This is a genomic window from Streptomyces doebereineriae, assembly GCF_031845645.1.
Lineage (GTDB): Bacteria > Actinomycetota > Actinomycetes > Streptomycetales > Streptomycetaceae > Streptomyces > Streptomyces canus.
Window position 1 is genome coordinate 224,782 of the sequence record NZ_JAVREZ010000001.1, and the last position, 24,092, is coordinate 248,873.

Annotated in this window: 24 protein-coding genes and 1 pseudogene; 11 read left to right on the plus strand and 14 right to left on the minus strand. The window is 70.7% G+C overall.

What is annotated here, in order from left to right; all coding sequences use genetic code 11:
* Positions 1-85: 85 nt before the first annotated feature.
* From RNB18_RS01055 to RNB18_RS01065, 3 genes are all read left to right on the plus strand, one after another.
* Positions 86-916 (plus strand): ATP-grasp domain-containing protein, encoded by an 831-nt coding sequence (locus RNB18_RS01055; RefSeq protein WP_311712216.1) that lies wholly within the window; start codon positions 86-88, stop codon positions 914-916.
* Between the two features lie 112 nt (positions 917-1,028).
* Positions 1,029-1,697, plus strand: a complete 669-nt coding sequence (locus tag RNB18_RS01060; RefSeq protein WP_311712217.1) for a peptidoglycan-binding domain-containing protein — start codon at positions 1,029-1,031, stop codon at positions 1,695-1,697.
* Between the two features lie 9 nt (positions 1,698-1,706).
* Positions 1,707-2,198, plus strand: coding sequence for a flavin reductase family protein (locus tag RNB18_RS01065; RefSeq protein ID WP_311712218.1), 492 nt, complete (start codon positions 1,707-1,709; stop codon positions 2,196-2,198).
* Positions 2,199-2,232: 34 nt separating this feature from the next.
* On the opposite strand, the gene RNB18_RS01070 is transcribed toward RNB18_RS01065, so the two are convergent.
* The 4 genes from RNB18_RS01070 to RNB18_RS01085 form a co-directional block, all read right to left on the minus strand.
* Positions 2,233-4,674 carry a SpoIIE family protein phosphatase gene (locus tag RNB18_RS01070; protein WP_311712985.1) on the minus strand — a complete coding sequence of 814 codons (2,442 nt, stop codon included), beginning with the start codon at positions 4,672-4,674 and terminating at the stop codon, positions 2,233-2,235.
* A gap of 119 nt (positions 4,675-4,793) precedes the next feature.
* Positions 4,794-5,360: an antibiotic biosynthesis monooxygenase gene (locus RNB18_RS01075; RefSeq protein WP_311712219.1), complete on the minus strand. Its 567-nt coding sequence runs from the start codon at positions 5,358-5,360 to the stop codon at positions 4,794-4,796.
* A gap of 48 nt (positions 5,361-5,408) precedes the next feature.
* Complete coding sequence (locus RNB18_RS01080) at positions 5,409-5,795, minus strand: hypothetical protein (RefSeq protein WP_057613037.1); 387 nt, start codon at positions 5,793-5,795, stop codon at positions 5,409-5,411.
* A gap of 355 nt (positions 5,796-6,150) precedes the next feature.
* A complete protein-coding gene (locus tag RNB18_RS01085) occupies positions 6,151-7,074 on the minus strand; it encodes a MurR/RpiR family transcriptional regulator (RefSeq protein WP_311712220.1) in 924 nt (307 codons plus the stop codon).
* 169 nt (positions 7,075-7,243) lie between these two features.
* On the opposite strand from RNB18_RS01085, the gene RNB18_RS01090 reads away from it, so the two are divergent.
* Positions 7,244-7,384, plus strand: a complete 141-nt coding sequence (locus RNB18_RS01090; protein ID WP_311712221.1) for a hypothetical protein — start codon at positions 7,244-7,246, stop codon at positions 7,382-7,384.
* Between the two features lie 40 nt (positions 7,385-7,424).
* Positions 7,425-7,826, plus strand: a complete 402-nt coding sequence (locus RNB18_RS01095; protein WP_311712222.1) for a DUF3662 domain-containing protein — start codon at positions 7,425-7,427, stop codon at positions 7,824-7,826.
* A gap of 29 nt (positions 7,827-7,855) precedes the next feature.
* Here the strand turns inward: RNB18_RS01095 and RNB18_RS01100 are convergent, their stop codons facing one another.
* The 3 genes from RNB18_RS01100 to RNB18_RS01110 all read right to left on the minus strand — a co-directional run bounded on the left by RNB18_RS01100 (position 7,856) and on the right by RNB18_RS01110 (position 12,630).
* Positions 7,856-9,535 carry an ArnT family glycosyltransferase gene (locus RNB18_RS01100; RefSeq protein ID WP_311712223.1) on the minus strand — a complete coding sequence of 560 codons (1,680 nt, stop codon included), beginning with the start codon at positions 9,533-9,535 and terminating at the stop codon, positions 7,856-7,858.
* Positions 9,536-9,629: 94 nt separating this feature from the next.
* Positions 9,630-11,561 carry a phosphatase PAP2 family protein gene (locus RNB18_RS01105; protein ID WP_311712224.1) on the minus strand — a complete coding sequence of 644 codons (1,932 nt, stop codon included), beginning with the start codon at positions 11,559-11,561 and terminating at the stop codon, positions 9,630-9,632.
* Between the two features lie 169 nt (positions 11,562-11,730).
* A complete protein-coding gene (locus tag RNB18_RS01110) occupies positions 11,731-12,630 on the minus strand; it encodes an N-acetylglucosamine kinase (protein WP_311712225.1) in 900 nt (299 codons plus the stop codon).
* Between the two features lie 319 nt (positions 12,631-12,949).
* Here RNB18_RS01110 and RNB18_RS01115 point away from each other — a divergent pair, with 319 nt between their 5' ends.
* From RNB18_RS01115 to RNB18_RS01140, 6 genes are all read left to right on the plus strand, one after another.
* The gene (locus RNB18_RS01115; RefSeq protein ID WP_311712226.1) at positions 12,950-14,080 is read left to right on the plus strand and encodes an ROK family protein; all 1,131 of its coding nucleotides are present in this window, start codon (positions 12,950-12,952) and stop codon (positions 14,078-14,080) included.
* 275 nt (positions 14,081-14,355) lie between these two features.
* Positions 14,356-15,678: an extracellular solute-binding protein gene (locus RNB18_RS01120; RefSeq protein WP_311712227.1), complete on the plus strand. Its 1,323-nt coding sequence runs from the start codon at positions 14,356-14,358 to the stop codon at positions 15,676-15,678.
* Positions 15,679-15,800: 122 nt separating this feature from the next.
* Positions 15,801-16,712 (plus strand): carbohydrate ABC transporter permease, encoded by a 912-nt coding sequence (locus tag RNB18_RS01125; protein WP_311712228.1) that lies wholly within the window; start codon positions 15,801-15,803, stop codon positions 16,710-16,712.
* Positions 16,709-17,611 (plus strand): carbohydrate ABC transporter permease, encoded by a 903-nt coding sequence (locus RNB18_RS01130; RefSeq protein ID WP_311712229.1) that lies wholly within the window; start codon positions 16,709-16,711, stop codon positions 17,609-17,611. The genes RNB18_RS01125 and RNB18_RS01130 overlap by 4 nt, the downstream gene beginning before the upstream one ends.
* A 2-nt stretch (positions 17,612-17,613) precedes the next feature.
* The gene (locus RNB18_RS01135; RefSeq protein WP_311712230.1) at positions 17,614-19,332 is read left to right on the plus strand and encodes a hypothetical protein; all 1,719 of its coding nucleotides are present in this window, start codon (positions 17,614-17,616) and stop codon (positions 19,330-19,332) included.
* A 29-nt stretch (positions 19,333-19,361) separates the two neighbouring features.
* A complete protein-coding gene (locus RNB18_RS01140) occupies positions 19,362-19,523 on the plus strand; it encodes a hypothetical protein (RefSeq protein WP_311713034.1) in 162 nt (53 codons plus the stop codon).
* Positions 19,524-19,834: 311 nt separating this feature from the next.
* Here the strand turns inward: RNB18_RS01140 and RNB18_RS53575 are convergent, their stop codons facing one another.
* From RNB18_RS53575 to RNB18_RS01170, 7 genes and pseudogenes are all read right to left on the minus strand, one after another.
* Positions 19,835-20,035, minus strand: a complete 201-nt coding sequence (locus RNB18_RS53575) for a hypothetical protein (protein ID WP_394817564.1) — start codon at positions 20,033-20,035, stop codon at positions 19,835-19,837.
* Positions 20,035-20,127, minus strand: a pseudogene (locus RNB18_RS53580) (transcriptional regulator); the annotation flags it as partial. The gene RNB18_RS53575 and the pseudogene RNB18_RS53580, both read right to left, overlap by 1 nt.
* Before the next feature lie 47 nt (positions 20,128-20,174).
* Entirely contained in the window at positions 20,175-20,966 is a 792-nt protein-coding gene (gene trhA / locus RNB18_RS01150) for a PAQR family membrane homeostasis protein TrhA (RefSeq protein ID WP_311712231.1), read from the minus strand.
* Between the two features lie 60 nt (positions 20,967-21,026).
* Positions 21,027-21,359: a helix-turn-helix domain-containing protein gene (locus tag RNB18_RS01155; protein WP_311712232.1), complete on the minus strand. Its 333-nt coding sequence runs from the start codon at positions 21,357-21,359 to the stop codon at positions 21,027-21,029.
* A 664-nt stretch (positions 21,360-22,023) separates the two neighbouring features.
* Positions 22,024-22,320 carry an FhaA domain-containing protein gene (locus tag RNB18_RS01160; protein WP_311712233.1) on the minus strand — a complete coding sequence of 99 codons (297 nt, stop codon included), beginning with the start codon at positions 22,318-22,320 and terminating at the stop codon, positions 22,024-22,026.
* A 462-nt stretch (positions 22,321-22,782) separates the two neighbouring features.
* Positions 22,783-23,145 (minus strand): ATP-binding protein, encoded by a 363-nt coding sequence (locus RNB18_RS01165; RefSeq protein WP_311712987.1) that lies wholly within the window; start codon positions 23,143-23,145, stop codon positions 22,783-22,785.
* A gap of 265 nt (positions 23,146-23,410) precedes the next feature.
* The gene (locus tag RNB18_RS01170; RefSeq protein ID WP_311712234.1) at positions 23,411-23,995 is read right to left on the minus strand and encodes a hypothetical protein; all 585 of its coding nucleotides are present in this window, start codon (positions 23,993-23,995) and stop codon (positions 23,411-23,413) included.
* Positions 23,996-24,092 lie beyond the last annotated feature (97 nt).

Here is a 24,092-nt window from a genome sequence, read left to right on the forward strand (position 1 = left end):
GTGAGGGAACTGAGTGCTGTTGTGTGTGTTGTCCGGGTGGACTGCCGCCGCATACGATCGGCTCCCGTCCGCCGAGGAGTCCCGTATGCCCCGCCCCACCCTCCTGTACGTCACCGATCTGGCCTACCGGGCCCGCGGGCGCCGCTACTGCGACGAGGACATCTTCCTCACCTCGCGTCTCAGGGAGGACTTCGACCTCGCCCTGTGCCATCCCCGGGACGCCGCCGCGCTGGCGGACGGCTTCGACGCCGTCGTCGTCCGCAACAGCGGGCCGGTCCTGGCCTACCAGGAGGCGTACGACGCCTTCCGCGAGCGGGCGCTGCGCAACGGCACGCGCGTGTACAATCCCCTGTCCGGCAAGGCCGACATGGCAGGCAAGCAGTACCTGCTCGACCTCACGGCCGAGGGGTACCCCGTCATCCCGACCGTCGACCGCGCGGAGGATCTGGACCGGCTGCCCGCGACGGACCGATACGTCGTCAAACCCAGGCTCGGCGCCGACTCCATAGGCCTGCGGATCGTCCCCGCCGACGAGGTGCGCGAGCACATCGACGGGCACGTCCTCGTCCAGCCGTGCGTCGACTTCTCCTACGAGGTGTCCTTCTACTTCGTCGACCATGACTTCCAGTACGCCCTGTACGCCCCGCACACCGACCGGCGCTGGGCGCTGGAGCCGTACCGGCCCACTCCCGAGGACCTGGAGTTCGCCGGGCGCTTCATCCGCTGGAACGCCCTCGGTCACGGCATCCAGCGCGTGGACGCCTGCCGGGCCCCGGACGGCGCACTCCTGCTGGTCGAGCTGGAGGACCTCAATCCGTACTTGTCCTTGGACGCCCTCGACGACGAGGGCAGGGATGCCTTCGTCGCGGCGATGAAAGCATCCCTGCACGGCTTCCTCGGCCCCGCTTCCAGTTGAGCGGACGCCCGGGCGAACAAAGCGCAAGCCGCTGAACTCCCGGCTCCGCGGCGCCGTATCTCTCCCTGGGGGACGGCCCAGACCCGTATGCACGGGACGGAAGGAGACCAGGATGCCGACACCGTCCGACCGAGGGGCGCCGCCGGACGGGCAGCCCATCGAACCCATCCGTGTGCTGCGCCCGCGCCGCACCGACGCGCTCGCGGAACTGCTCAAGGACCTGCCGCCCAGAGGGGCCGTCGGATACGAGTCCATCGCGCTGCCCGGCCCACCGTCGGAAGCCGAGGACGCGACCCAGGAACTGCCGCCCGTCAGGGATCACGACCGCACCCGCCGCTCCCGTGACACCCCCCGCGGGCGGGTGCCCGGACTGCGCCGCACGGCGATCGCGGCGGCCGTGATCGCGGCCGCGGTGATCGGCTTCGGCTGCGCGCTCCTGCTGGCCGGCCGCGGAGAGAGCACCGCGGCGGAGGCCCCGCAGCCCACCGCGACCGCCTCCGCGACCCCCACACCCACCTCGACCGCCGCCGGAGCCACCGACCCCGACGGGCCCGGCACCCTCCGCGAGGGAGACAACGGCCCCGAAGTCACCGATCTTCAGGAGCGCCTGCTGCGTATCCCGAACGTCTACGACAACGGCTCCACCGACGGCACCTACGACTCGACCCTGACCGCCGCCGTGGCCCGCTTCCAGCTCTGGTACGGCATCCGCGGCGACGAGGACGGGGTGTACGGCGACGACACCCGGCGCGACCTGGAGTCCCGCACGAGCGGCGGCTGATCGAAGAGGATGGCGGTCATGGACGCCTTCATCGACAGGCTCAACCCCGACATGTGCGTCGTGACCGCCGCGACGGACGTCGACCGCGCGGGCTGTCTCGTCGGATTCGCCTCCCAGTGCTCGATCGAGCCCGTGCGGTACGTGGTGTGGCTGTCGAAGGCCAACCGCACCTATCGGGTGGCCCGCACCGCGAGCCGCCTCACCGTCCATCTCCTCACCCGCGAACAGCGTGGCCTCGCCGAGCTGTTCGGCGGGGAGACCGGGGACCGGACGGACAAGTTCGCCCGGGTCCGCTGGCGGGAGGAGGCCGACGGGGCCGTCGTACTGGAGGACGCGGCGGCCTGGTTCGTCGGCACGGTCGTGCTGCGCGCCGACGGCGGTGACCACGTCGGGTTCGTCCTGGAGCCACAGGTGTGGGGCGACCGTGAGGACACCCGGGGAGCGAAGCCGCTGCGGCTCTCCGACACGACCTCCATCTCGCCCGGCCACCCGGCGGACTGAGCCGGGACCGAAGCACCGCGCGCGTCCCGGGTGCTCATTCCGTCCCGGACGGCACCCGGATGTCCACGACGCAGACGTCGTCGCGACGCTCGCCCTCCAGCACCGAGGTCAGCAGCGGTGCCAGGGAACCGGGCTCGTCCGCGTGGTGTGCCGCGACCGCCGCGGCGAGCCGGTCCAGGCCCCGGTCGATGCCCTCCGTGGGGCGCTCGACCAGGCCGTCCGTGTAAAGGAGGACCCGGTCACCCGGCTCCAGGACGCAGCGCGCCTCCTCGAAGTTCGGATCGGAGCACGCCCCCAGCAGTATCCCGGGCGGGCGCTGGAGGTAGCGCACCTCTCCGTCGCGCACCAGCAGCGGCGGCGGATGGCCGGCCTGTGCCCACACCAGGCAGTGCTCAGCGGGGTCGTAGCGGGCCAGGACCATGGTCGCGGTGCCGTGGGAGTCGCGCGAGTGCAGCAGCAGGGTGTTGAGACGGGCGAGCGCTCCGGTCAGCGACGAGCCCGTGATGACCATGCCCTTGGCGGTGAAGCGCAGTTGGGCCATCGTGGCCACGGCGTCGATGCCGTGCCCGGCCACGTCACCGACGACGAACAGGGCGTCGCCGTCGGGCAGTTCGATGGCGCTGAACCAGTCGCCGCCGACGTGGATCCCCGACTGGGCGGGCAGATAGGCCACTTCGACCCGCAGCCCGGCGAGGCGGACCGGCCGGGTCGGCAGCGGCAGCAGCGCGTGCTGGAGGCGGGCGGCCAGGGTCCGCTCGGCGCGCAGCACGCCGTGCTGCGTCACGATGGCCTGCTCACTCTCGACCAGGGCGAGCTCGGCGCTGCGCTGCGCGGTGAGGTCCTGGACGAAGCCGTGCACCTCGGCGGGCTTGTTGTCGGTGTCCGCCACCACCTCGGCGACCATCCGCAGATGGCGGACCTCATCGCCCGTCCGGACCCGGAACGGGACGTCGAACTGCCGCCCGGTGCGCACGAGGTCGCGCACGGCCCGGGCCAGCAGGGGGGCGTCCTCGGGCAGCGCGAGCTCCGGCAGGTCGGCGAGCCGGACCGGTCCGAGGGCCGGATCCCGGTTCAGGACGAGGAAGGCCTGGGAGGACCAGCTCCCCTCGTCGGTGACCAGGTTCCAGTTGGCCCAGCCCAGGTTCCCCAGCCGCTGCACGTCCGCCAGCCGCTGTTCCTGCCGGTCGGAGGAGTCGTGCCGGACCCAGGTGACGACCAGGGCGCCGCCGAGGCGGGCCGAGTGCACCGCGTACGTGGCCAGTGCGGCGGCGCCGTCCACGACCTCCTGGTAGGCGAACGGCTCGCCCTCGAACGGTTCGCCGGTGGTCAGCGTGCGCAGGCAGCCGTGCCACACCGCCTCCTCCGCCATGCTCGGGAAGCACTCCAGGATCCGTCGGCCGAGCAGTTGCCTGCCGGTGCGGCCCGCGACGTCGACCGCCTCCGCCGTGGCGGCGTCGATGCGGTAGTCCTCGACTTCTCCGGAGGGGCCGCGCAGTGGCGTGAGCAGCATTGCCGAGCCCGGCAGCGAGTCGAACACCGGCTGGGCGGCGGCGGCCGAGGCGGCGGCACTGTGCTCCGACCGGGGGCCGAAGGAGCGCAGCCACCCGGCACACAGCCGGGCGACCGCCCGCAGCAGCTGCCGGGCCTGCGGTGAGAACGGACCGCTGCGCGCGCGCAGGATCCCGATGCAGACCTCGGCACCGTCGCCCGTCGGCACCGGCAGCCAGGCCCGGGACAGCCAGCGCTCGGGCGGATCCCCTATGAGCAGGTGCTGCTCCTGGTCCCTCGCGAAGTCCTCCAGCCAGCGGGGCTCCCGCGCCCGGAGCGCGTCGAGCGCGGGGATGCCGCTCAGCGGGGGAACCTGGGCCCACTGGGTGGCCAGGGTGGCTTCGACGCCGGCATGGCCGATCATTTCCAGCCCGCCGGCCGGCAGCGCCCGGAAGAGCAGGAGAGCGTCGGCGTCGACGTCCGCAGCGAGTTCCTCCAGGAGACAGCCGGCCAGGTCCTGGGGGGTGGCGACATGGACGAGGGCCTTGCCGAGGCGGCCGAGCGCGGAGAAGCCGTCGTCCAGGTCGCAGGTGTCCCGCGCGGTGGGGACGGCGGCGCCCGGCCGAGCGGCCCGCGGACCGGCCTGTCCGGGAACGGCGGCCAGGGGTATGCCGGTGAAGCCGTGGCCGGGGCGGGCTTCCTGAGCGGCGCCGGGCAGCGGGGGCACCAGGGCGCCGAGGGTGATCCAGCATTCCGCCAGCAAGGTGCGGTTGCCGGCCTTGGCGCGCTGGAGCAGCTCCTCGCCGGCCGCGTCCGGAGTGCACCCGGTCAGCGCCATGAGCGCGCCCTTGGTCCGTTCCAGCACCGCCGAGGTGGCGGCCTGGGCCCGCAACCGGTCCATTTCCGCGCGTTGTCTGGCCACGACCTTGGCCAGCGCGGCAATGTCGGGCGCGGTACCGGCGTGTGAAGGGTCGGTGGACTCGCTCATCACGCGTTGAGCATCGCACATGCGCCACCTGCCGTTCGCGCTCTTGTCAACAGACATCCCACGCACCGGTGAGCCCGCCGGTTGACGGAACCGGCCGCGCGCCCCGGTTCGCCGCGGGGTCAGTGACCGGGCGGCGGGTACAGCCACCTTCGCAGCAGCCGGCTCAGAAGCGGCATCACCAGGTACGTGAGGAGCGGCAGCAGCACCACCGGGAACACCGCGGCCCGCAGCGGCAGGGGCCAGGCGGCCGTGCGGGGCGTCACCAGCCACTGGATCAGCAGCGTGCACGGGAAGGCGCCGAGGAACGTGGTCAGCACCATCTTCCAGCGGACCGGGGGCCGCACCGTGGTGCCGGGCAGGCTGAACCAGGTCTCCAGCCCGGTGGTCGACTGCCGTTCGCTGCCGAGTTCGATGGCGACGTCGTCGATCCGCGCGTGCCAGGCCGCCCGCTCGTCCGACTCCAGCCAGGCGGTGAGTCGGCGCGCGTCGGACCAGCGCAGCACGGCGTGGAAGCGGTGACCGTCCTCGGGACGCAGCCAGGAGACGCCCTCATTGCCCGGGAACCGTCTGGCGCAGCGGGTGATCCCGCGCGTCCAGCGCTCGAACTCCTGCTCTCGGCCGGGGCGCACCTCCCAGGTGAGGACCGTGGTGACCGGGTCCCCGCGCCGTACTTCGGTGGTGCTCATGGTGACCACGGGTCCCACGTACGGCGTGGGTCATGCCCTCGGGGAGGGTCAGCGCCCGTGGTGGTGGTCGACCAGGGCCTGGGTGACCGCGCGGATGCTGCGGGCGATGTGCTGGAGCTGCAGGACCTCGGCGGCGTAGAGCTTGATCGTGTGCTCGATGACCGACTCCGGCAGCCCGAGCGACGGCAGGTCCGCGCGGGCGGTCTGCAGCGCGGTGCGGGCGACCCGGATCTCGTGCTGGACCTGGATCTGCGCGTGCCGGGCGAGGAGAACGGTGTGCCGCATCAGGGCCGGGTAGCTCGCGTACCGCGCCGGCACGAGCTCGCGCAGCCACTTGGCCGCGGAGCGCTCCCAGTCGTAGCTGCCGGGCGTCTTGACCTGGCACGGCCAGTCCGGGCCGGTAAGGGTGGTGGTCCGCGTGGTCGTCAGGGGCATGGTGATCGCTTCCGGGTGTACGGCGTCGTGCGGGTGGTCCGAGGGGTTGTGCGGCCCCGGTCTAGGGGATGACCGGGGCCGCCAAGGGCTCGCGTGCAGGCGAGGCCCATCGAACATCCCGGGCGCCGACGCGGGTAGGTGACGACGGCTCGGGATGCCCGTACAGGAGCCCTCTCGGGCGGTGTGGGGGGTGCAGACGGGGACAGGGGTGCGGACGGGTCCCGGAGTGGTCCCGGGGGTGATCCGTGAGAAGTATTTATATATGCCGTCCACTTGGCAAGGAGTATGAAAACATTCATGCTCGATTTATTACGGATGGTCCCCTTGTGAAGCCGTATGACCGGGGGTGGAGGGGTCAGTCCCTGAGGAAGAACTGGTGCTGGTCGGAGATCTGTTCGTACTCCTCGAGCCGTGCCTGGGTGCGCTCGGGGTCGGCGTCGGTCATGGCCTGGAGCAGGGCGGCGGCGATCACACCGGGTGCCGCGTAGGAGTCGAAGACCAGCCGGGAGCCCGTGCCGGTGGTGAAGAGGACGTCCGCCTCGTCGGCCACGTGCCCGAGCGCCAGGTCCGTGACGAGGGCGACCTTCAGTCCGGCGCTGCGGGCGACCCGCAGCGCGGTGAGGGTCTCCTGGGCGTGCCGCGGCATCGAGAACGCGAGCACCCAGGTGCCGCCCGCCTCACGAGACTGCAGGAGAGCGTCGTAGGCGACGCTGCCGCCGCGGGTGACCACCCGCACGTCGGGATGGATACGGCGGGCCGCGTAGGCGAAGTACTCGGCCAGGGACGCCGAGATGCGCAGACCCAGGAGGGTCAGCGGCGTCGACTCGGACAGCTTGCGGCCGAGCTCGATCATCCGGTCGGGGTCGGCGAAGTCGCGGCGCAGGTTCTCCAGGTTCTCGATCTCCGCGTCGACCGCGGCCTGCAGTTCGTTGCCGCGGGACTCGTCATCGGCGACCGGGCCGCCGGCGAGCGTGCTGAGCGCGATCGACTGGAGCTTCTCCCGCAGGGCGGGGTAGCCGCTGAAGCCCACGGCCGCGGCGAACCGCGTCACCGAGGGCTGGCTCACGCCGACACGCTCGGCGAGATCGGTGATGGAGAGGAACGCCGCTTCGGTGATGTGCTCGATCAGGTACTGCGCGATGCGCCGCTGCCCCGGGGAGAGCCGGGGCCGGTCGAAGAGGGACCTGAGCTGGGAGGCCGGGGCGGCCTCCGCTTCCGGTGCGGTCTTGCCCGAGGTGATCGCGGATGCCTGTGCGCGTGCCTGCTGCGGCGATGACACCGAGGCGCCTCCTTTGTCTGCCACGGGGAGTCAACATAGCTCACACCCCTCGGTGACCAGCGTTTGTGCGAAAGGATCCGGCGACCGCCGGGAGGGACGGATATGTGGCCGCCGGACGGGAACCCGCCCCTGCGCACACCCTTCGACGACATCCGAGGAGCAGTCCCGTATGACCGTCCCCGAGAAGGACCGGCCCGAGCTGCGGACCGGCGACGAGGACACACCCCAGGCCCCCGGCGGAAGCGGCCGCACCCTGCGCGAGGCGTTCGAGGAGGCGCGGGTGGAGCCCGACGACTTCGCCCAGGAATGACGCCGCACGCGAAACCAGAGCTTTCGGCAGGAGAGACGCAATGGGTGCGCTGAGCACGCTGGAACAGGCCATGGAGCACGGATGGGAGGCACTGTGGGCGCGGGTCCTCGACCGCGAGCCCGTCGAACTCCTCGAGGCGCTGCGGCGCGAGTGCGACAGCCACGTGGTCGTGTGCAGTGAGAGCCGGGTGGTGGTCCCGAACGCCTACGACGTGGAGCTCGCGGACTTCGCCTACGACGAACTGGTGCGCCGGGGCAGCAGTGTGGGCCAGGAGCTCACGGACAGCCTGGCCCGGCACGGCGAGCGGCAGGGCTATGAATGGGCGGGCCCGCTGACCGTGCACATCTCCAGGTCCGACCATGTGCCCAACGGCCGTTACCGCGTGACGAGCGGGGCGATGCCGCATGTGAGCGCCGAGGGATTCCAGCAGGCGATCCGCTGAGCGGACGGGTCCCACCCCCGGTGCGGTGATCATCGGCGATAGATCGTGATCGAGTGACCGACCTCGTCGACCGGACGGCTGCTGTCGATCAGCTCGGCCAGCCGCCCCTTCGCCTTGGCCACCGAGGAGTCCGACACGACCAGCAGTCCGCGCACGTCGTCCACCGGCACCTCGCGCGGATCGGACGCCTCGATGCCGTAGGCGGACGGCAGCCCGCTGCCCTTGTAGACGAGCCAGATCCGTTCGTCCGGATAGCGCTCGCGCAGCCGGTCGGCGAGCCGGCCGAGATCCTGTCCCCAGTCGACGTTGGAGTCGTGCAGCCGCAGATGGGTGCGGTCCGGTCCGCCGAACGCCTCGTTGGAGTACGGCAGATAGAAGGGGAAAGTCAGCAGCGAGCTGACCGCGACGAACAGCACCAGCGCCCCGGTCGAGACCCTCGCCAGGCGTCGGCGCACCGCCACCACACACCCGGCGGCCACCGTCAGGAACATGGGCAGGAAGAGCGCGTACCGGGTGCCGAAGTCGCGTGACCCCGTCATGGCCGAGGCGAGCAGCACCCCGGAGGGCACGAGCAGATACGGCGCGGCGGGCCGCAGCCGCCGTACCGCGACCAGCACCAAGGCACCGGCGGCCCACAGGGCGAGCAGGCCCAGCGGGGTCTTCACCAGGAGCGCCGCCGGCAGGTAGTACCAGAGGTGCCCCGTGTACATCCGCCCGAACAGGAAGCCCTCCCACGGGTGGTTCTCGAAGCGGAACTGGAGGCGCATCCCGTCCGCGTAGGCCTGGGGGAACGGCAGCAGATCGACGAGGGTCCCCCGCAGCCCGTGCACCACCGGCACCTGGTCCTGGGACGTCCACCGCAGCCGCGGATCGACCACCAGATACGAGACCCATACGACGGCGACGGCGGCCAGAGCCACAACGGCGGCACCCGCGAGGACGTGCAGCAGCCGTCGGCGCGTCTCGTCACCGCGACCCGCGCTCCACACCGAGAGGGCGGCCAGGGCCAGCAGGACCGGCACGGCCGGCAGCGCGCTCATCTTCGTCGCCAGTGCCGCGCCGAGCGCCAGACCGGCGAGCGGCACGTACCGCCGTGGCCGCAGGCGGGCCCGCCACAGCAGCCATACCGAGGTGAGCAGGAACCCGGCCGTCGGCACGTCGAGCGTGGCCAGGGAACCGTGGGCGACGACGTCGGGGGAGAACGCGTACAGGGCGAGCGCCGTGAGGCCCGCCGCCCTTCCGGCGAGTTCCCGGGCGAAGGCGAACACGACCAGCCCGAACAGCAGCGTCAGCACGATCACCGGGAGCCTGGCCCAGAACATCAGCTGCCAGGGGTCGTTGCCCGACTCGTACAGCAGGTGGGGGCCCAGATCGATCTGGGGCCCGTCGAACGCCGTGTCCACGTGCGGGTCGGCGATCGCCACCCCGACGGCGACGACGAGCTTGCCGAGCGGCGGATGCTCGGGGTTGTAGCGGATGCCCTGACCGTGGAGGTACTCGGCCGCCGTGGCCACGTAGACGGGTTCGTCGATCGTCGGGGTCTGCTGAACGGCGGTCGTCACCATGACGGCGGCCATCTGGGCGAGCAGCACGACGACGAGGAGCGGCACCAGCCACCGCCGGGCCGGGCGCGGCCGCCGCACCTCGTCGTCGCGGGCCCCGGACCCGGGGACCGGGTCCAGGACCGTCTGCTGCTCGCTCGCCATCATCCGCCCCGCGGTGCGACCGGCCGGGCGGTGGCGGGAGCGATCCGGAGGCCCCTCATGAGGGCCACTCTCGCATCAGCTCCCGCCCGCGCGGGCGTCACCGCTTCAGGAGTCGTACCGACAGACCTTCCGCCGTGTAGACGGGTACGGCCCGCAGGGTGTCGGAGTTCAGTTCGACGCGGTCGAACTGGCCGCGCAGCCCCTGGCAGCCCAGGACACGGACCGTGCGCCCGGCCGTCGGCGGCTTGTCCGCGTCCAGCTTCAGCGACAGGACGCTGCCAGCCCCGAGCACCGCGCGCCGCGTCACCTCCAGGGCCGGTTCCTGACCCGACCGCAGGGTCACCTCCAGCGCGCCGCCCTCCTGGCTGTACGTCCCGTGGACCTGCAGCGACTTGCCGCCCACCGTCAGCTTCCCGCCCTGCACCCGTACGTCGCCGTGGCCGAGCGCGTGCGCCGTACCGGCGACCAGCGCACCCTCCTTGAGCACCGTTCCGCCGGTGTACCGGTTGTGGCCCGTCAGCGTGAGCGTGCCGCTGCCCCGCTTGGTCAGACCGCCACACCCGTCGATGTCGTTGCGCCAGGCGTCCGCCGCGTGGAAGCCGCCCGAGGCCGCGTCCAGCGTGACGGTCACGTCGGAGTCGAAGGAGCCGTACCCGTCCGCCGCGGCGAACAGGTTGAGCCGGCCCCACTGCTCGAAGCCGTCCAGCAGGACATAGCCCGAGGGCAGCCCGGTGGTCCGCAGGACCTCACGCCGCTGCGCCGCGTCCAGGTACGGCAGCCGCGTCTCCAGCAGCACCTCCGCGCCCTTGGGCACGGTGAACGGCGTGTTGCCGCCGTCCCGGTTCAGCACATAGGTCAGCCGGGGCTTTACGGAACGGGCGTTGGTGTCCCGGTCCGCGTACGCGTCGGCGGCGTCCGAGTGGGCGTAGGAGAACAGGGTGTCGGCCGTGGTGCCGGTCTGCTCGGTGAAGTACTTCAGCGCCTGCGCCCGCGCCGCGGCCTTGAGGTCGGCGTTCGCGGCGTCGGCCAGGGTGGCGGCGGCCAGTGCGGTGGCCATGATGCGACCGCCCATGACGTCGACCGTCGAGTGCATGCCGGACATGATCCGGGTGTGGCTCAGCTCGAAGGCGCGGGTGACCAGTTCCTGGAAGCGCTCCGGTACGGCGTACGCGAAGGCCAGGCCTGCCAGGTGGAAGGCGTTGGTGTGGCCGCTGGGGAAGCCTCCGTCGTCCACCGGCGAGGTGCTGCGCTGGCGCAGCAGCTGGGTGGCGACGACCACCTCCGAGTCGTAGACCGGGAAGCCGAGCGCGTCCTTCGCGCCCGTGTCGACGACCTCGCTGTTCTCGTTCATGCGCCACGGGCGCGGGTACTGGAAGGCGTACTTGCCGGGGTTGCCCGAGGCGTACGGCCCGCGCACGGTGTCGACCAGCTTGGCCACCTGGCCGAGCGAGGAGTCGTAGGAGCCCGCGCCGATCGCCGAACCCGCGGGGGCGTCGGCCGGCACGGCGTCACTGATCGTGGTCGGCGGGGTGGTGTCGGGCGCGCTGGTGATCGAGGTGACCGCCTTGGCGCCGGACCGGTAGAGGCCGGCGAGCGGGCCGAGGCCGCCGATCATGGCGTAGCTCTGGTGCTGGCGGTCGTAGAGGAAGGCCTCCTTCGCCTGCGCCTCGGTGCGCGCCTGGGTGAGGCGGGCGCAGTAACGCATGTTGGCGCGCAGCACCTCGGGCCGCAGCGGGGTGCCGGTGTTCCAGGCGTCGCCGGTCTTCCATATGCGGGCGAAGCCGCCGAGGACCCGCACCACCGCGTTGGTCTCGGGCGTCAGGTTCGCCATGACGTTGGACTTGTAGTCGTCCACGAAGGCGGCGGGGGCGGTGGCGGCCTTGGCGTCCGCGGCGCCCAGCCAGGAGGCGAACGTGGGCGCGGCCAGGATGCCGGCCGAGGCGCCCAGGGACGTCTTGAGGAATCCCCTTCGCTTCACGGCGCGTTCGGTGAGCGACGCGGGGGAGTGCTGCCCGGCGGATGACGGCATGGGTCTGCCTCTCTGGAGTTCTGCGGCCGAACGGCCGGGGGCGGTGGTGCGGATGCGACTCATGATGCGTCAGGCGACGTGTGCGCCGAATGCGCTTTCTGAAGTCGTACGAGCGAAGATCTACGGGCGAGTCATGTCGGACCGGAGGAGACTCGGCGTCCGGCGGATGTCACAGAAGTGAACGGGCCATCGCCACCGCGCCGTCCACCGGCGGCGCCCGCAGGGGCCGCGGCCGTGCCGACGGCACGCCGTCGGCCAGCGCCGACTCGAAGGCGTCGTACAGCGAGGGCTGGGCGAGGACGGTACTGCCCGCGACCACGACATCGTCGACCACCACTCCGCGGGCGGCGAGCCGTTCGACGAGCCCGGCCAGGGCGCGGCCCGCCTCGGCGATCACGGTGCGGGCGAGCGGGGATCCGGCCTCGGCGGCGGCGAAGACGGCCGGGGCGTGCCGGCCCCACTCGGCGGAGGCGGCCGTGGCGTGCTCCAACGCGGCGCCGAGCGCGGGTACTTCGGGGACGTCGAACCCGGACAGCAGACCGCGCGCCAGCGGGTCGGGCTCCTCCCCGCGGTCGTGCGCCGCCCATACGGCGCGTACGGCCTCGCGGACGAGGCCGGCGGCTCCGCCCTCGTCGCCCAGGAGCGCGCCCCAGCCGCCGACCTGGACCGGTGTGCCGTCGGCGAACCGGCCCACGGCCACGGACCCGGTGCCGGCGACCAGGCCGACGCCCTTGTCCAGTCCCGCCGCGGGAACGAGCAGTTCGGCGTCGCCCATGACCAGCGCGGGGGCGTCGAAGTGCAGTTGCAGAGCGGTGCGGATCTGTGCGCACTGGCGCGGGGTCTCGCAGGCGTGCCCGCCGACGGCGAGGGCGGACGGGCGTGCGCCCGCGGGAAGAGCGTCCGCGGCCAGTGCGGCCAGCCATCCGGCGGCGGCCACCGGGTCGTGGGGCCGCCAGCCGCTGCTGGACCGGACGCGATCGGCGACAAGGGTGTCGCCCGCGAACGCGCGGAGCTGTGTCTTGGTGCCGCCCACGTCGATGCCGACAACCAGGGGTGCGGTGTCCTGCACGGAACCTCTTTCGTCGTTGCGCTGTGTGCTGCGACGGTGGGCGAACCGTGCCGGAGGGCAAGGCAGTTGGAGGGCTTTGGAGAGCTAGGGAAGCCCCGGGACGGGCCTCTGACGGACCACGGCAGGCGAGTACCGTGACGTTCGTTAGGAAGTTAACTAACGAAGTACAGTGCGTGTCAATAGGCGTCACGCACTCGACTTCCCGGGCCCTTTGTCCCGGGCGGGAACGCAAGACGCCGGAGCAACCCATCGCCGCCTCCCGCCGAGCCGCTCGGCCCGGGGGAGTGGCCTGTGACCTGGGGGAAGTGTGGAACACGACGTGGCTAGAGCCCCCCGTCTGACCGAGAGCGCCAGCGCCGTATTCGCCGTGCTGGCCCAGGCCGGCACCGCGACCCGGCCGCAGCTGGCGAGCCTTGCGCGGCTGTCCAAGCCGACGGTCTCCTCCGCCGTCGCCGAACTGGAGGGCGTCCACCTCGCCGCCCACTCCGGCACCTCCTCCGGCGGTACCGGCCGCAGCGCCGCCGTATACCGCCTCGGCCCGGCCGCGGGTGCCGTGCTCGCCGTCGACCTCGGCCCCGCCGTCACCCGGGTCCGCGCCTGCGCCCTGGACGGCACCCTCCTCGCCGAGGCCACGGGCCCCCGGGAGGAGGCCGCCGACGTGGTGCGCGACGCCCTGTCCGCGCTGCCCGCCGACGCTCCGCTGCGCGCCATCGTCGTGGCCGTCGGTGACGTCACCGCCCGGGCCGAAGAGGGCACCGTGCGCCCGGCGACCGCCAAGGCCGGCCCCGTCTACGACGCGGTGGCCGTCGCGCTGCCGCCAGGAGTGCCCGTCCACCTCGAGAACAACGTCAACTGCGCCGCGCTCGCGGAACTGCACGAGGGCGCGGCCCGTGGCCGTCACACCTTCGGCTATCTTCGGATCGGCGTCGGTATCGGTCTGGGCATCGTCGTGGGAGGACAGGTGCTGGCCGGGGCCAACGGCGCGGCCGGAGAGGTCGCCCGGCTGCCCTACCCCTGGGACGACGGCCTGGAGCCCCGCCACGAGGCCCTGGAGGAATACATCGGGTCCCGGTCACTGCTGCGCCGGGCCGCCGAGGCCTGGCCCGAATCCGACGGCGCATGCCCCCGCACCGCCGAGCGGCTCTTCGCCCTCGCCGGACAGGGCAGTGCCACGGCCCGCGCGGTCGTCGACAGACACGCCGTGGACGTGGGCCGGCTCGCCGCCGCCGTGACCGCCGTACTGGACCCGGGACTGCTCGTCCTGGGCGGCAGCACCGGCGCGTATCCGCAGCTCCTGCCCGGTGTGCGGGCCGAGCTGGAGCGGCTCAGCTGGCCCACCGAGGTGGTCAGCAGCCAGGTCGGTGATCTCGGTACCGTCGTGGGCGCCGCCCGGCTCGCGGTCGCCCGAGGAGTCCAAACCGTGACCGAGGTGGCGCGGACGAAGGATTGACGGTTTCGGACTCGGTCTGCCAATGTCCGGACAAGCGCTTTCTAAGTCGGCCGGGACGCCGGCTTGGAGCGAGCGTCCCGCCCGTACTCGACGTACGGCAACCGCACCAGGGCGTGCTTGTGCGGCAGCGGCCACGACGGCCGGGGACCCCGCTCTTCAGGATGACGCGGCCGGGCGAGGCCGCGCCCTCGGAAAGCAGACCCTCCTGCACAATGCACCCGTGCCGCCTCCGTCGGCGCCGTGCTCCGTCCCCTACGACGAAAAAGGGATCGAAGATGACCACTGTAGGTGCGCGGCGCTCCCGCCGACTCGGCCGCGGCGGCATGCGCCGTCTGGCTCCTATCGCTGCCGTAGCCACGGCCGGTGTCATGCTGCTCTCCGCCTGCGGCGGGGGTTCCGACTCGGGTGGCACCTCCAAGTCCCTGACGTTCTGGATCTCCACGGTTCCGGGGCAGGACGCGGGCTGGAAGAAGATGGTGGCGCAGTACAAGAAGGAAACCGGCGTCAACGTCAAGCTCGTCAACATTCCCTACGACGGCTACACGACGAAGCTGCACAACGCCGCGCAGGCGAACTCCCTGCCCGACGTGGCGGCCGTGCCGGCGCTGGACCCGATCTGGTCGAGCAAGCTGGTCGATCTGAGCTCCATCGCCAACAAGAAGAGCAACAACATCAACCCCAACTTCCTCGCGAAGGACTCGTCCGGGAAGGTGCTGTCCATCCCCTCGGACGTCACGGCGTCCGGTCTGTTCATCAACAAGTCGCTGTTCGAGAAGGCGGGCGTCTCCTTCCCGGCCTCGCCGTCCAAGACCTGGACCTGGACCGACTTCATCGCCGCGGCGAACAAGGTCCGCGAGAAGACCGGCGCCAAGTACTCCCTGACCTTCGACCAGTCGCCGTCCCGGCTGCGCGCCATGGTGTACGAGATGGGCGGGAAGTACGTCCACGCGGACTCCTCCGGCAAGTTCTCGGTGGACGCGGCGACCAAGAAGGCCGTGAACACCTTCGTCGGATGGAACGACGACAAGACCATGCCGAAGTCGGTGTGGACCAGCGGCGCCGACCCGGCGGCCATGTTCCAGAGCGGTGACGTCGTCGCCTACTGGTCCGGCGTGTGGCAGGTTCCCGCCTTCGCGGACAGCATCACGAAGTTCGAGTGGGCGAGCGTTCCGACCCCCGCCCAGCCGGTGCAGGCCAGCGACGTCAACAGCGGCGGCATGACGGTGGGCTTCAACAACAACGGCGACGCGGCCACCGCCGCGACGAAGTTCCTGTCCTGGCTGTACGAGCCGGCCCACTACCAGGCGCTGTGCGAGGCGTCCGGGTTCCTGCCGGTCGAGAGCGGTCTGAGCCCGAAGTACCCCTTCAAGTCCGAGGCGGCGCAGGCGGCGTTCAAGCTGTACAACGAGGAGATCCCGCTCTACGCCCCGATCTCCGGCTACTTCAACAGCGCGCAGACGAACTGGGTGCTGAAGGGCAAGAGCCTCACCGAGGACCCGACCAAGACGGAGCTCGGCAAGGCGATCAACGGCCAGCAGTCGGCCGACAAGGCCCTGCAGAACATCGTGGACGGCTACAACCAGCAGGTCGGCGGCTGAGCGCAGGCCGGCAGGCCCGGGCGGCGGGATCAAGACACCGCCGCCCGGCCTCAGGCCCCGCGTGACGCCGGGCTCATGGCTGAGCCCACAGCAACCCATTCCACCAGCACGGAGTCAGGAAGATGACAAAACGCGCCTCGGACGTGTCCGTGAGCCCGCCCAGGAGACGCAGTAAGTACACACTTGCGCCGCTCGTCCTGATCACGGCCAATGTCGTGCTCTTCTCACTGTTCTTCGTCTGGCCGGCGGTGATCGGGCTCGTCTACTCCTTCACGAACTACACGGGCGTAGGGGCGTTCCAGTTCGTCGGACTGGACAACTACAAGAACCTGTTCGGCGACTCCATCTTCTACGACGCGCTGGGCCGGACGCTGCTGTACGCCGTGCTCGTCGTCCCGCTGAACTTCGCGCTCTCGCTGCTCATCGCGAACCTGGTGGTGAGCAAGCAGGCCAAGGGCGCGTCGATCGCCCGTGTCGTCTTCTTCATCCCGTGGCTCATCTCGCCCATCGTCGTGGGTGTCCTGTGGCGGTGGCTGTTCGGTGAGAACTTCGGACTGATCAACTACGTCATCGAGAAGCTCGGCGGGAACGCGATCGCGTGGCAGTCGAACGCGGACCTGTCGCTGGGCGTGGTGGTGATGGCGGGCGCCTGGTGGGGAACGGCCTTCTCGATGCTGCTGTTCATCGCGGCGATCAAGAACGTGCCCACCTCGTACTACGAGGCGGCCTCGCTGGATGGCGCGGGCCCCTGGCGCCAGTTCGTCAGCATCACGCTGCCGAGCATCGCGCCCACCTCGTTCATCGTCATCCTGCTCAACACGATCAACGCGATGAAGGAATACCCGCTCTTCTTGGCCCTCAACAACGGCGGACCGGGAACGTCCAACAACCTGCTCGTCCAGTACATCTACCAAACCGGCTTCAAAACGGGCCAGATCGGCTACGCGAGCGCCGCGTCGTTCGTGCTCATGCTCATCCTGATGGCCGTCGCGATCATCCAGCTGATCGTCAACCGGCGGATGGAGAACCGATGACAACCACCGACACGCCGCGTCCGGTCAAAGCCGATTCCGCACGGGCCCTTTCCAGGAAGCGGCCCCGCAACGGGGGCAGCGGCGGGCTTCGGCGCGCGGTGCCCGCGACGACACTGCTGTGGATCCTGGCGGGCCTCTACGGGCTGCCGGTGCTGTGGTTCGTCCTCAGCTCCTTCAAACCGGCCGGCGACCTGTTCTCCCTTCCGCTGACGGTGCTTCCGCACGACCCCACCCTGTCGGGTTACAAGGCAGCGTGGGACAGCGCCAATTTCTCCCAGTACTTCATCAACACGGCCCTCGTGTGCGTGATCACGACGATCCTCACGGTGGGAGCCAGCTGCTGCACCGGGTACGCGCTGGCCAAGTACGACAACAAGTGGCTCAAGGTCTTCTTCCTCTGCATCCTGGCCACCACGATGCTGCCGTCCGAGGTCATGCTCGCCCCGGAGTTCCTGGTGGTCCGCGACCTCGGCCTCTACAACTCCTTCGGCGGCATCATCCTCCCGGCCGTGCTCACGGCGACCGGATGCTTCATGTTCCGCCAGTTCTTCCTGACGGTGCCCGACGAGCTCATCGAGGCCGCCCGCATCGACGGGGCGCGTGAGCTGTCGATCTTCCTGAGGATCATGGTGCCGATCTCCCGGCCCATCATGCTGACGCTCGCCATCCTGTCGTTCCAGTGGCGGTGGAACGACTACATCTGGCCGCTGCTGATGCTCAACGACCCCGACAAGTTCACCGTGCAGATCGGCATCCAGAGCCTCGTCGGGGCCCAGAACATCAACTGGTCGGTGCTGCTCGGCGGATCGGTCATCTCCATGATCCCGCTGATCCTCGTCTTCCTGGTCTTCCAGCGCTACGTCATGAGCGCCGACATCAACGCCGGACTGAAGGACTGACCTTGCCCACCCCGCTCGACCACGAGTTCGTCCGCGCGGTGGCCCGCGCCGCCGACCGGTCGGCCGCCCCGCTGGCGGCCGGCCCCGACGAGGAACCCGCCGGTGTGCCGCACCGTGGTCTGGCGCGGCGGGTGAAGACCCTGGTCGCGGCATACCGTTCCCCGGACTCGGCACTGCACGGCAGCGGGCAGGCCGTCGCCGCCGCGATGACCCACCTCCGCGCCTTGCGGGCCACGCAGACACCCACCGGCCTCTTCGCCGGCGGCGACAACGTGCAGTCACCGCCCGACTCCGCCTTCACCGTCAACGACGTGTGCGACGCGCACGTCCTCGCGGCCGGCGCGGGGCCGGAACTGAGTGAGGTCACGGCCGCGCTCGCCGAGATCGCCGGCGCCGCCACCGGCAGTCTCCTGACCGGTGGGGTGCACACCCCGAACCACCGCTGGGAGCTGTGCGCGGCGCTGGCCCGGCTGCACCGGTCGTTCCCAGACGACCGGCTGCTCGACCGCATCGAGGAGTGGCTCGCCGAGGGCGTCGACATCGACGCGGAGGGCCTGTACTCGGAACGGAGCGCCAACTACGCGGCCCATGTGTCCAACCCGTCGCTGCTGCTGCTGGCCGAAGTGCTCGGCCGCGCCGACCTGCTGTACGCCGTCGAACGCAATCTCGCCACGACCCTGGACCTGCTCGGGCCGGACGGCACGGTGGAGACCGTCCACTCGCGACGGCAGGACCAGAACCGCCCGTTCCCGCTGGCGCCCTACCTGCCGCACTACCGGCTGCTGGCGATCCGCACCGGCCGGGGCGACTTCGCCCGGGTGGCGCGGCTGGCGGCCGCCGGCGGAATCGATGACCCCGACCTGCTCGCCGAGACCCTCCTCACCCCGGACCTGTGCCGTGCCCTGCCGGCCCCGACTGCGGAGGCCCTTCCGCGCGACCGGTACCTCACCACCGCACGCCTCGCCGCCCGCGCCTCGGCCACCGCGCACACGGTGGTGTACGGCGGCTCCGACGTGCCCGAGCACCGGCGTATCCGCTCGGGCCTCGCCTGCAACCCCACCTTCCTGCGCCTGTTCGCCGGCGACGCCGTCCTCGACGCGGTCCGGCTCTCGCGGGGGTTCTTCGACCTGGGCCCGTTCCGTGCCGCCGGCATGGAACAGCTCGCCGACAACCGCTATCGGCTCACCGAAACCCTCACGGCCGCCTACTACCAGCCGCTCCCGCCGGACCGGCGACGGGGCGGCGGCGTCTACCGGATGACGGACGAGGGCCGCTTCTCGGCCGCGATGGCCTTCCCGGACCGGCCTCGGGACGAGGTCTCGCACACGACCCGCGTAGAGGTGGACCTGCGGGAGGACGGTGCCGACCTGCGGATCGACATCAGCGGACCACGGGTGCCCTGGGCCCTCGAACTGACCTTCCGGCCGGGCGGCGTGGTGGAGGGCGCCGTACCGATCGGCGACGGACGCTGGTGTCTGACGACCGGGCCGATGACCTACCGGGTCGGCGACGACGAGATCCGCGTCGAGGCCGGCGTCGAGGCGGGCGAACCACTCGCCGGGCCGGACCGGAGCGACGTACTGCGCTACGACCCGGGTCAGGACTACACCGTGGTGGGCGGCACCGACGCGACGACCGGGAACCGTGTCTACCTCGGGGGACAGGGCCCGCAAACCCTGACCGTCGCCCTGCACGCCCGCCGGCCCACACCTGACGTGTGACACCTCCGCCAAGAAGGACTGACCCTCTCGTGCACCTGCTTCACCAGCGCGGCCCGCTGCACGACCTCCCGGACACCCCGGAGGCGTACGACACCGTCCTCGCCGATGTCGTCGAGCAGGCCCTCGCCCGGCTGACGCCCGAGGGCAACCTCGAACACCCCGACTGTCTGGACGACATCGGCGTCACCTGATCGATGTCCGCCTGGCGGGCCACCAGCTCCTCGGAGCGCGTCTGCAGAACAGCCGCCAGCAGCGCTGCAGCGAGTGACGCTGCGCGGTCTCCAGAAGGGCCGCGCGGTTGCGCTGAACGTCCGCTCGCAGCTTGCTTCCCCGCACCTCACCGGCGCTCATGCGCCCTCCCGCGCTGAGCGCGGAGCCCGGGACACCACAGGGGGCCGACATGTTTGGCCGTAGAGCGCAGGGCAAAAGGCGTGCCGGCTGCACCATTCCAGGGTGCCCTTGTCCGGCCCCTTCCGCGCCGAGCCCGCCCCGGTCCAGGACGTCAGGGGGTGAGCTGTTGGTGTCCGATGACGGAGAGCAGTTCGAGTTTGCTGTGGCTCTCCGTGCCGGGGCGAGTGGTCAGCACCACCAGGGTCTGGGCGCGGTTCTCGGTGTACAGGAGCTGGGCGTCGACGTCGATGCGAGTTCGGGATGGAGGATGGTCTTGCAGTCGCCGTAGCGGGCGACTTCCTGAAGTTCCCACATGCGGACGAACTCGGGGCTGTGTTCCTGGAGTTCGGCGAGGATCCGGGCGGCTCGGGGGGTGTCGCTGCCGGCTGTCAGTGCGGCCCGCAGGCGTGCTGCCTGGGCGCGGCCGTGGCGTTCGTGGGTCTCCTAGGTACTCAGGTGGCTGCCAGAAGGATGGCGGTGTAGTGCGCGGTGAAGGCGGCGATGGTCAGGGCGTGGAAGACCTCGTGGAAGCCGAACCAGGCCGGTGAGGGGTCGGGGCGCTTGAGGGCGTAGACGATGGCTCCTGCGGTGTAGAGCAGACCGCCGGCGATGACGAGTACGACGACCGCTGTGTTGCCGGTGCGCGCGAAGTCGGGCAGGTAGAAGACGGCCACCCAGCCCAGCGCGATGTAGCACGGGGTGTACAGCCACCGGGGAGCCCCGATCCACAGGATGCGGAAGGCGATGCCGGCCAGGGCGCCCGCCCACACAGCCGCCAGGAGCACCCGCTGCTGTCCCGTGGGCAGCAGCAGTACCGCCAGCGGGGTGTAGGTGCCTGCGATGATCAGGAAGATGTTCGCGTGGTCCAGCCGCCGCAGGACCGCCTCGCCGCGCGGGCCCCAGGTTCCGCGATGGTAGACCGCGCTGGTACCGAACAGCAGGCAGGCCGACGCTGCGTACACCGAGCAGGCCGCCACTGCTGCAGCCGAGCGCGAAACGGCGATCAGTACGATGCCGCCGACCAGCGCCAGGGGGAACACGCCGGCGTGCAGCCAGCCTCGCATCCGCGGCTTCAGCGCAGCCGCCGCGCGCTGTACCCCGTCTTCCAGTGCGCTGGCTGTCTGCCGGCCGGTTGCGTCGGCAGGAGCGTCGAGTGCCGGGGTGCCCAGGGTCTTGGGCGTGGTGCCAGTGCCGGGCTGCGACTGTCGTCCGTGTGTCAGCGGCTGAGGTTCTTCGGCGATCATGCGCTCATGTTCTGGAATCGAGGGGGTATTGCGGCCGGGCACATCGCTGTGGACCACGGGTCAGGTGTCGGCTGTGTGCAGGGATGCGGTGCGGCGGTGTTCGGCGTTGATGCGTTGGGCTTCTTCGAGCTGGTCTTCGAGGATGATGATGCGGCAGGCGGCCTCGATGGGGGTGCCGTGGTCGACGAGTTCGCGGGCGCGGGCGGCGATTCGCAGCTGGTAGCGGGAGTAGCGGCGGTGTCCGCCCGCGGAGCGGAGCGGGGTGATGAGGCGGGCTTCGCCGATGGCGCGGAGGAAGTTCTGCGTGGTGCCGAGCATCTCGGCGGCCCGGCCCATGGTGTAGGCGGGGTAGTTGTCGTCTTCGAGACGGTCATATGAATCGTCTGCGGTCATTGCACCTCTCTGTGGAACGCATGGAGGGGCCCTGGCGCCGTACGGCGCCAGGGCCCGAAGGAACTGCTACACCATCTGCCGGCCCTACTACTGCGCCGGCCTTCTGCCTCCACATACCCGACCGAGATGCTGCCGGGGATGCTGGGATCGCGGTTGCTTGACCGGAGACCACCTCACTGTCGATGTCCTGCGGTACCCAGACTTCACAAGCCGTCTGGGCGATCCTGATGGCGTTCAATTCCTCCGTTCTTCCCTCACTGCTGGTACTGCTCTACTGCGTACTGCTGTGATGCGACCTGCTCAGTGACCTGTCACAGCGCCACACTGCTCGCGGCGGCCCCTGATCACTGCGGGCCACCCGGTCCGGCCGTCAGTCCCGTCGCCGTCCTGCATCAACCCTGGCTTCGAAACCACCACCGCACCGTCCTGCAAACTGCAACTGCGGTACTGCTGCCCGGCAGTTCATGTCTGCCGGGCCCTTCCGTCTGTCTGGGCTACGAGAGAAACCATAACCACATCACTGACCAATGTCTACTCTGACAAAGATAGATTTTCATGTGTGGGTGGTGATGCATGGTTTTGAGTGCCGATGGTGGGGCGGCGACGGCAGAGCCCTCAGGAGGCAGCGCACAGCTGCGCGCATCGCCCCAGATCGGTCCGGATTTCACGCGGACGGACATCCTCCGGCCGGGCTGACGCGGCTGTGGATGCGGAAGCCGACGGTCATGTCACTGAGTGCGGGGTGCAGGTCGACGGCGACCGGGCCGACGAAGATATAGCCCTGCTCGGCAGCGTGACGGCGCACCTCGTTGGCGAGGGCGGGCGCCACCGGCGGATTGCTGGCCAGCAGCTGCTGGTGGATGGCCGGGAACACGTCCACGACGTAGGCGTTGGGCACTACGATGCGCTGCCGGCCGACGATCAGCGTGTTGTTGTCGCACTGCCGCAGCAGTATCGCCACCCTCGCCCCGCTCCTGCTTCGCGGGAAGCCGCAGGCCCCACAGACGGGTGGTCCATCGTTCCGTGACGTGTTCGCCGGCTTGGAGGAATCCCATCGCCTGCGCCTGCACCTGCACCTGCCCCCGCCACCGGTCCGGCAGGCTCGCCCATTGGGATACGGCGCCGCCCGTGAACGCACGGCGGCGCAAACAGGCCCGATCGTGCCGTCCGCCTGCACCCGCGGCCACGCCGACATTCCCCTGGGCGTCGAGGGCGACGCATCACCGACCGGCACGAGCAGGCAACTTCACCGAAGCGGTCTGACCTGAACCTCGCCGGTTTCAGGGTCAACGCCCGACGCTTTCCTCGGGCCGGGTCCGCGCGAGGGATCCCTCCGGCGTCGGCCCAGCGGGAGTGACTCGCTGCCGGAGGGCGGAGGCTGGAGCCGCGTTGCCGGCGATGCGGCTCCAGCCGGCCGGCGGTGTCAGTGGGACAGCGCCAGCAGTGCGGACACGGTCTTCCCACCCGGCCGGGTGCTGACCTCCACGTCTTCGGACAGCTCCCGCACCAGTTGCCAGCCGAACCCGCCCGGCTCGCCTACGCTGCTCCGTCGCAGCGTGGGGGCGGTTGAACTGGCGTCTTCCACTGTCACCGTCACCGTTCCCGGACCGGCCACCAGGCGGAGCTGGGTCACTCCGCCGGCATGCCGCACCGCATTGGTGACCAGCTCCGACACCACCAACAGCACCGCATCCGTACCGTCTCCGGCAGGTGCGGCCACTGCGGTCAAGAACCCGCGTGTTACATCCCTCGCCCGCTCCGCGGTCTGCGGGCTGGCCCCGTGCAGGGCGGGTCGGTGAGGCTGGTCACCGGGACACCGGAACGCTGGGAGATCGGTCCGGCGAACTCACGTACGTCGCTGTAGGTGGTGTTGAACCACCACACAGCTTCGTGGCCGGTCACCCGCGACGTGGAAGCCACCTTGTAGGCGAAGGCGCTGCCTGCTGGAAGCGAGTTAATGGCGAACTGCGTCTTCTGGCCCTCGGTCGACCGGATTTCCGATGCGGCCTCGTGGGACATCAGGTGCTGCCTCGCTTCGCGTGGCGTCGGGTTCATTGGCCATGGCGCTTTGCCTCGGCCGTCGGGGCGGATGGTCGGGACGGGCTGACCGGCTGCTCGGTGACCAGTGCTTCGAAGAGGCTTCGGGCATCGACCATCATCTCCCGCATGTCCTCGGTACCGCTCGGCTCGTGGGCCGCCGTGTGCATGCTGCGGTAGCCCTGGACGTAGTGGGCGTGGTGGACGGAGAGGGCGGCGATCTGGTCCTCGAACTGCTCACCGCCGGGGAAGCCGCGGTCCTTTGCCAGGCGGGCCAGCAGCGCGTCCGCTTCGATGACGCCCTGCTGCGGTGATTCGACGAACTGCTCCTGGACGGCGGCCCATCGCGTCATGTAGCGCTCGCGGGCCGCGGGCGTCAGCGGCTGCTGTGTGAGGAGGCCGTGCTCCTTCACACGCTTGCCGAGTTCCTGTTCGGCGGCCCTGGTGTCGCCGTCGTGGTCGGCGACTACGCGGGCGTACTCGGGGCCGAATCGGCGCTTCAGCCCCTGCCCGCCACGGTCCTGGGTTCGTCCACGTCCGGGGTAGAGGAGGATGGCCAGGCCGATGAAGGCCACGGCGATGATCACGGTGATGATCATGATTGGCTTTACCGGCTCTCGGTTCGCACGCTGGTCTGCTTCATTGGCGTCGATTCCTGTCGGCTGATCGGGCGTTCGGGCATGCCGGGTGGTGTCC

Bases quoted from the DNA above. Each gene is read 5' to 3' on its own strand.
- RNB18_RS01130 (WP_311712229.1), top strand. From the start codon at position 16,709: ATGACAACCACCGACACGCCGCGTCCGGTCAAAGCCGATTCCGCACGG.
- RNB18_RS01075 (WP_311712219.1), bottom strand. From the start codon at position 5,360: ATGAGCACCACCGAAGTACGGCGCGGGGACCCGGTCACCACGGTCCTC.
- RNB18_RS01065 (WP_311712218.1), top strand. From the start codon at position 1,707: ATGGCGGTCATGGACGCCTTCATCGACAGGCTCAACCCCGACATGTGC.
- RNB18_RS01125 (WP_311712228.1), top strand. From the start codon at position 15,801: ATGACAAAACGCGCCTCGGACGTGTCCGTGAGCCCGCCCAGGAGACGC.
- RNB18_RS01070 (WP_311712985.1), bottom strand. From the start codon at position 4,674: ATGAGCGAGTCCACCGACCCTTCACACGCCGGTACCGCGCCCGACATT.
- RNB18_RS01100 (WP_311712223.1), bottom strand. From the start codon at position 9,535: ATGATGGCGAGCGAGCAGCAGACGGTCCTGGACCCGGTCCCCGGGTCC.
- trhA (WP_311712231.1), bottom strand. From the start codon at position 20,966: ATGATCGCCGAAGAACCTCAGCCGCTGACACACGGACGACAGTCGCAG.
- RNB18_RS01120 (WP_311712227.1), top strand. From the start codon at position 14,356: ATGACCACTGTAGGTGCGCGGCGCTCCCGCCGACTCGGCCGCGGCGGC.
- RNB18_RS01090 (WP_311712221.1), top strand. From the start codon at position 7,244: ATGACCGTCCCCGAGAAGGACCGGCCCGAGCTGCGGACCGGCGACGAG.
- RNB18_RS01105 (WP_311712224.1), bottom strand. From the start codon at position 11,561: ATGCCGTCATCCGCCGGGCAGCACTCCCCCGCGTCGCTCACCGAACGC.
- RNB18_RS01095 (WP_311712222.1), top strand. From the start codon at position 7,425: ATGGGTGCGCTGAGCACGCTGGAACAGGCCATGGAGCACGGATGGGAG.
- RNB18_RS01055 (WP_311712216.1), top strand. From the start codon at position 86: ATGCCCCGCCCCACCCTCCTGTACGTCACCGATCTGGCCTACCGGGCC.
- RNB18_RS01060 (WP_311712217.1), top strand. From the start codon at position 1,029: ATGCCGACACCGTCCGACCGAGGGGCGCCGCCGGACGGGCAGCCCATC.
- RNB18_RS01080 (WP_057613037.1), bottom strand. From the start codon at position 5,795: ATGCCCCTGACGACCACGCGGACCACCACCCTTACCGGCCCGGACTGG.
- RNB18_RS01170 (WP_311712234.1), bottom strand. From the start codon at position 23,995: ATGATCATCACCGTGATCATCGCCGTGGCCTTCATCGGCCTGGCCATC.
- RNB18_RS01155 (WP_311712232.1), bottom strand. From the start codon at position 21,359: ATGACCGCAGACGATTCATATGACCGTCTCGAAGACGACAACTACCCC.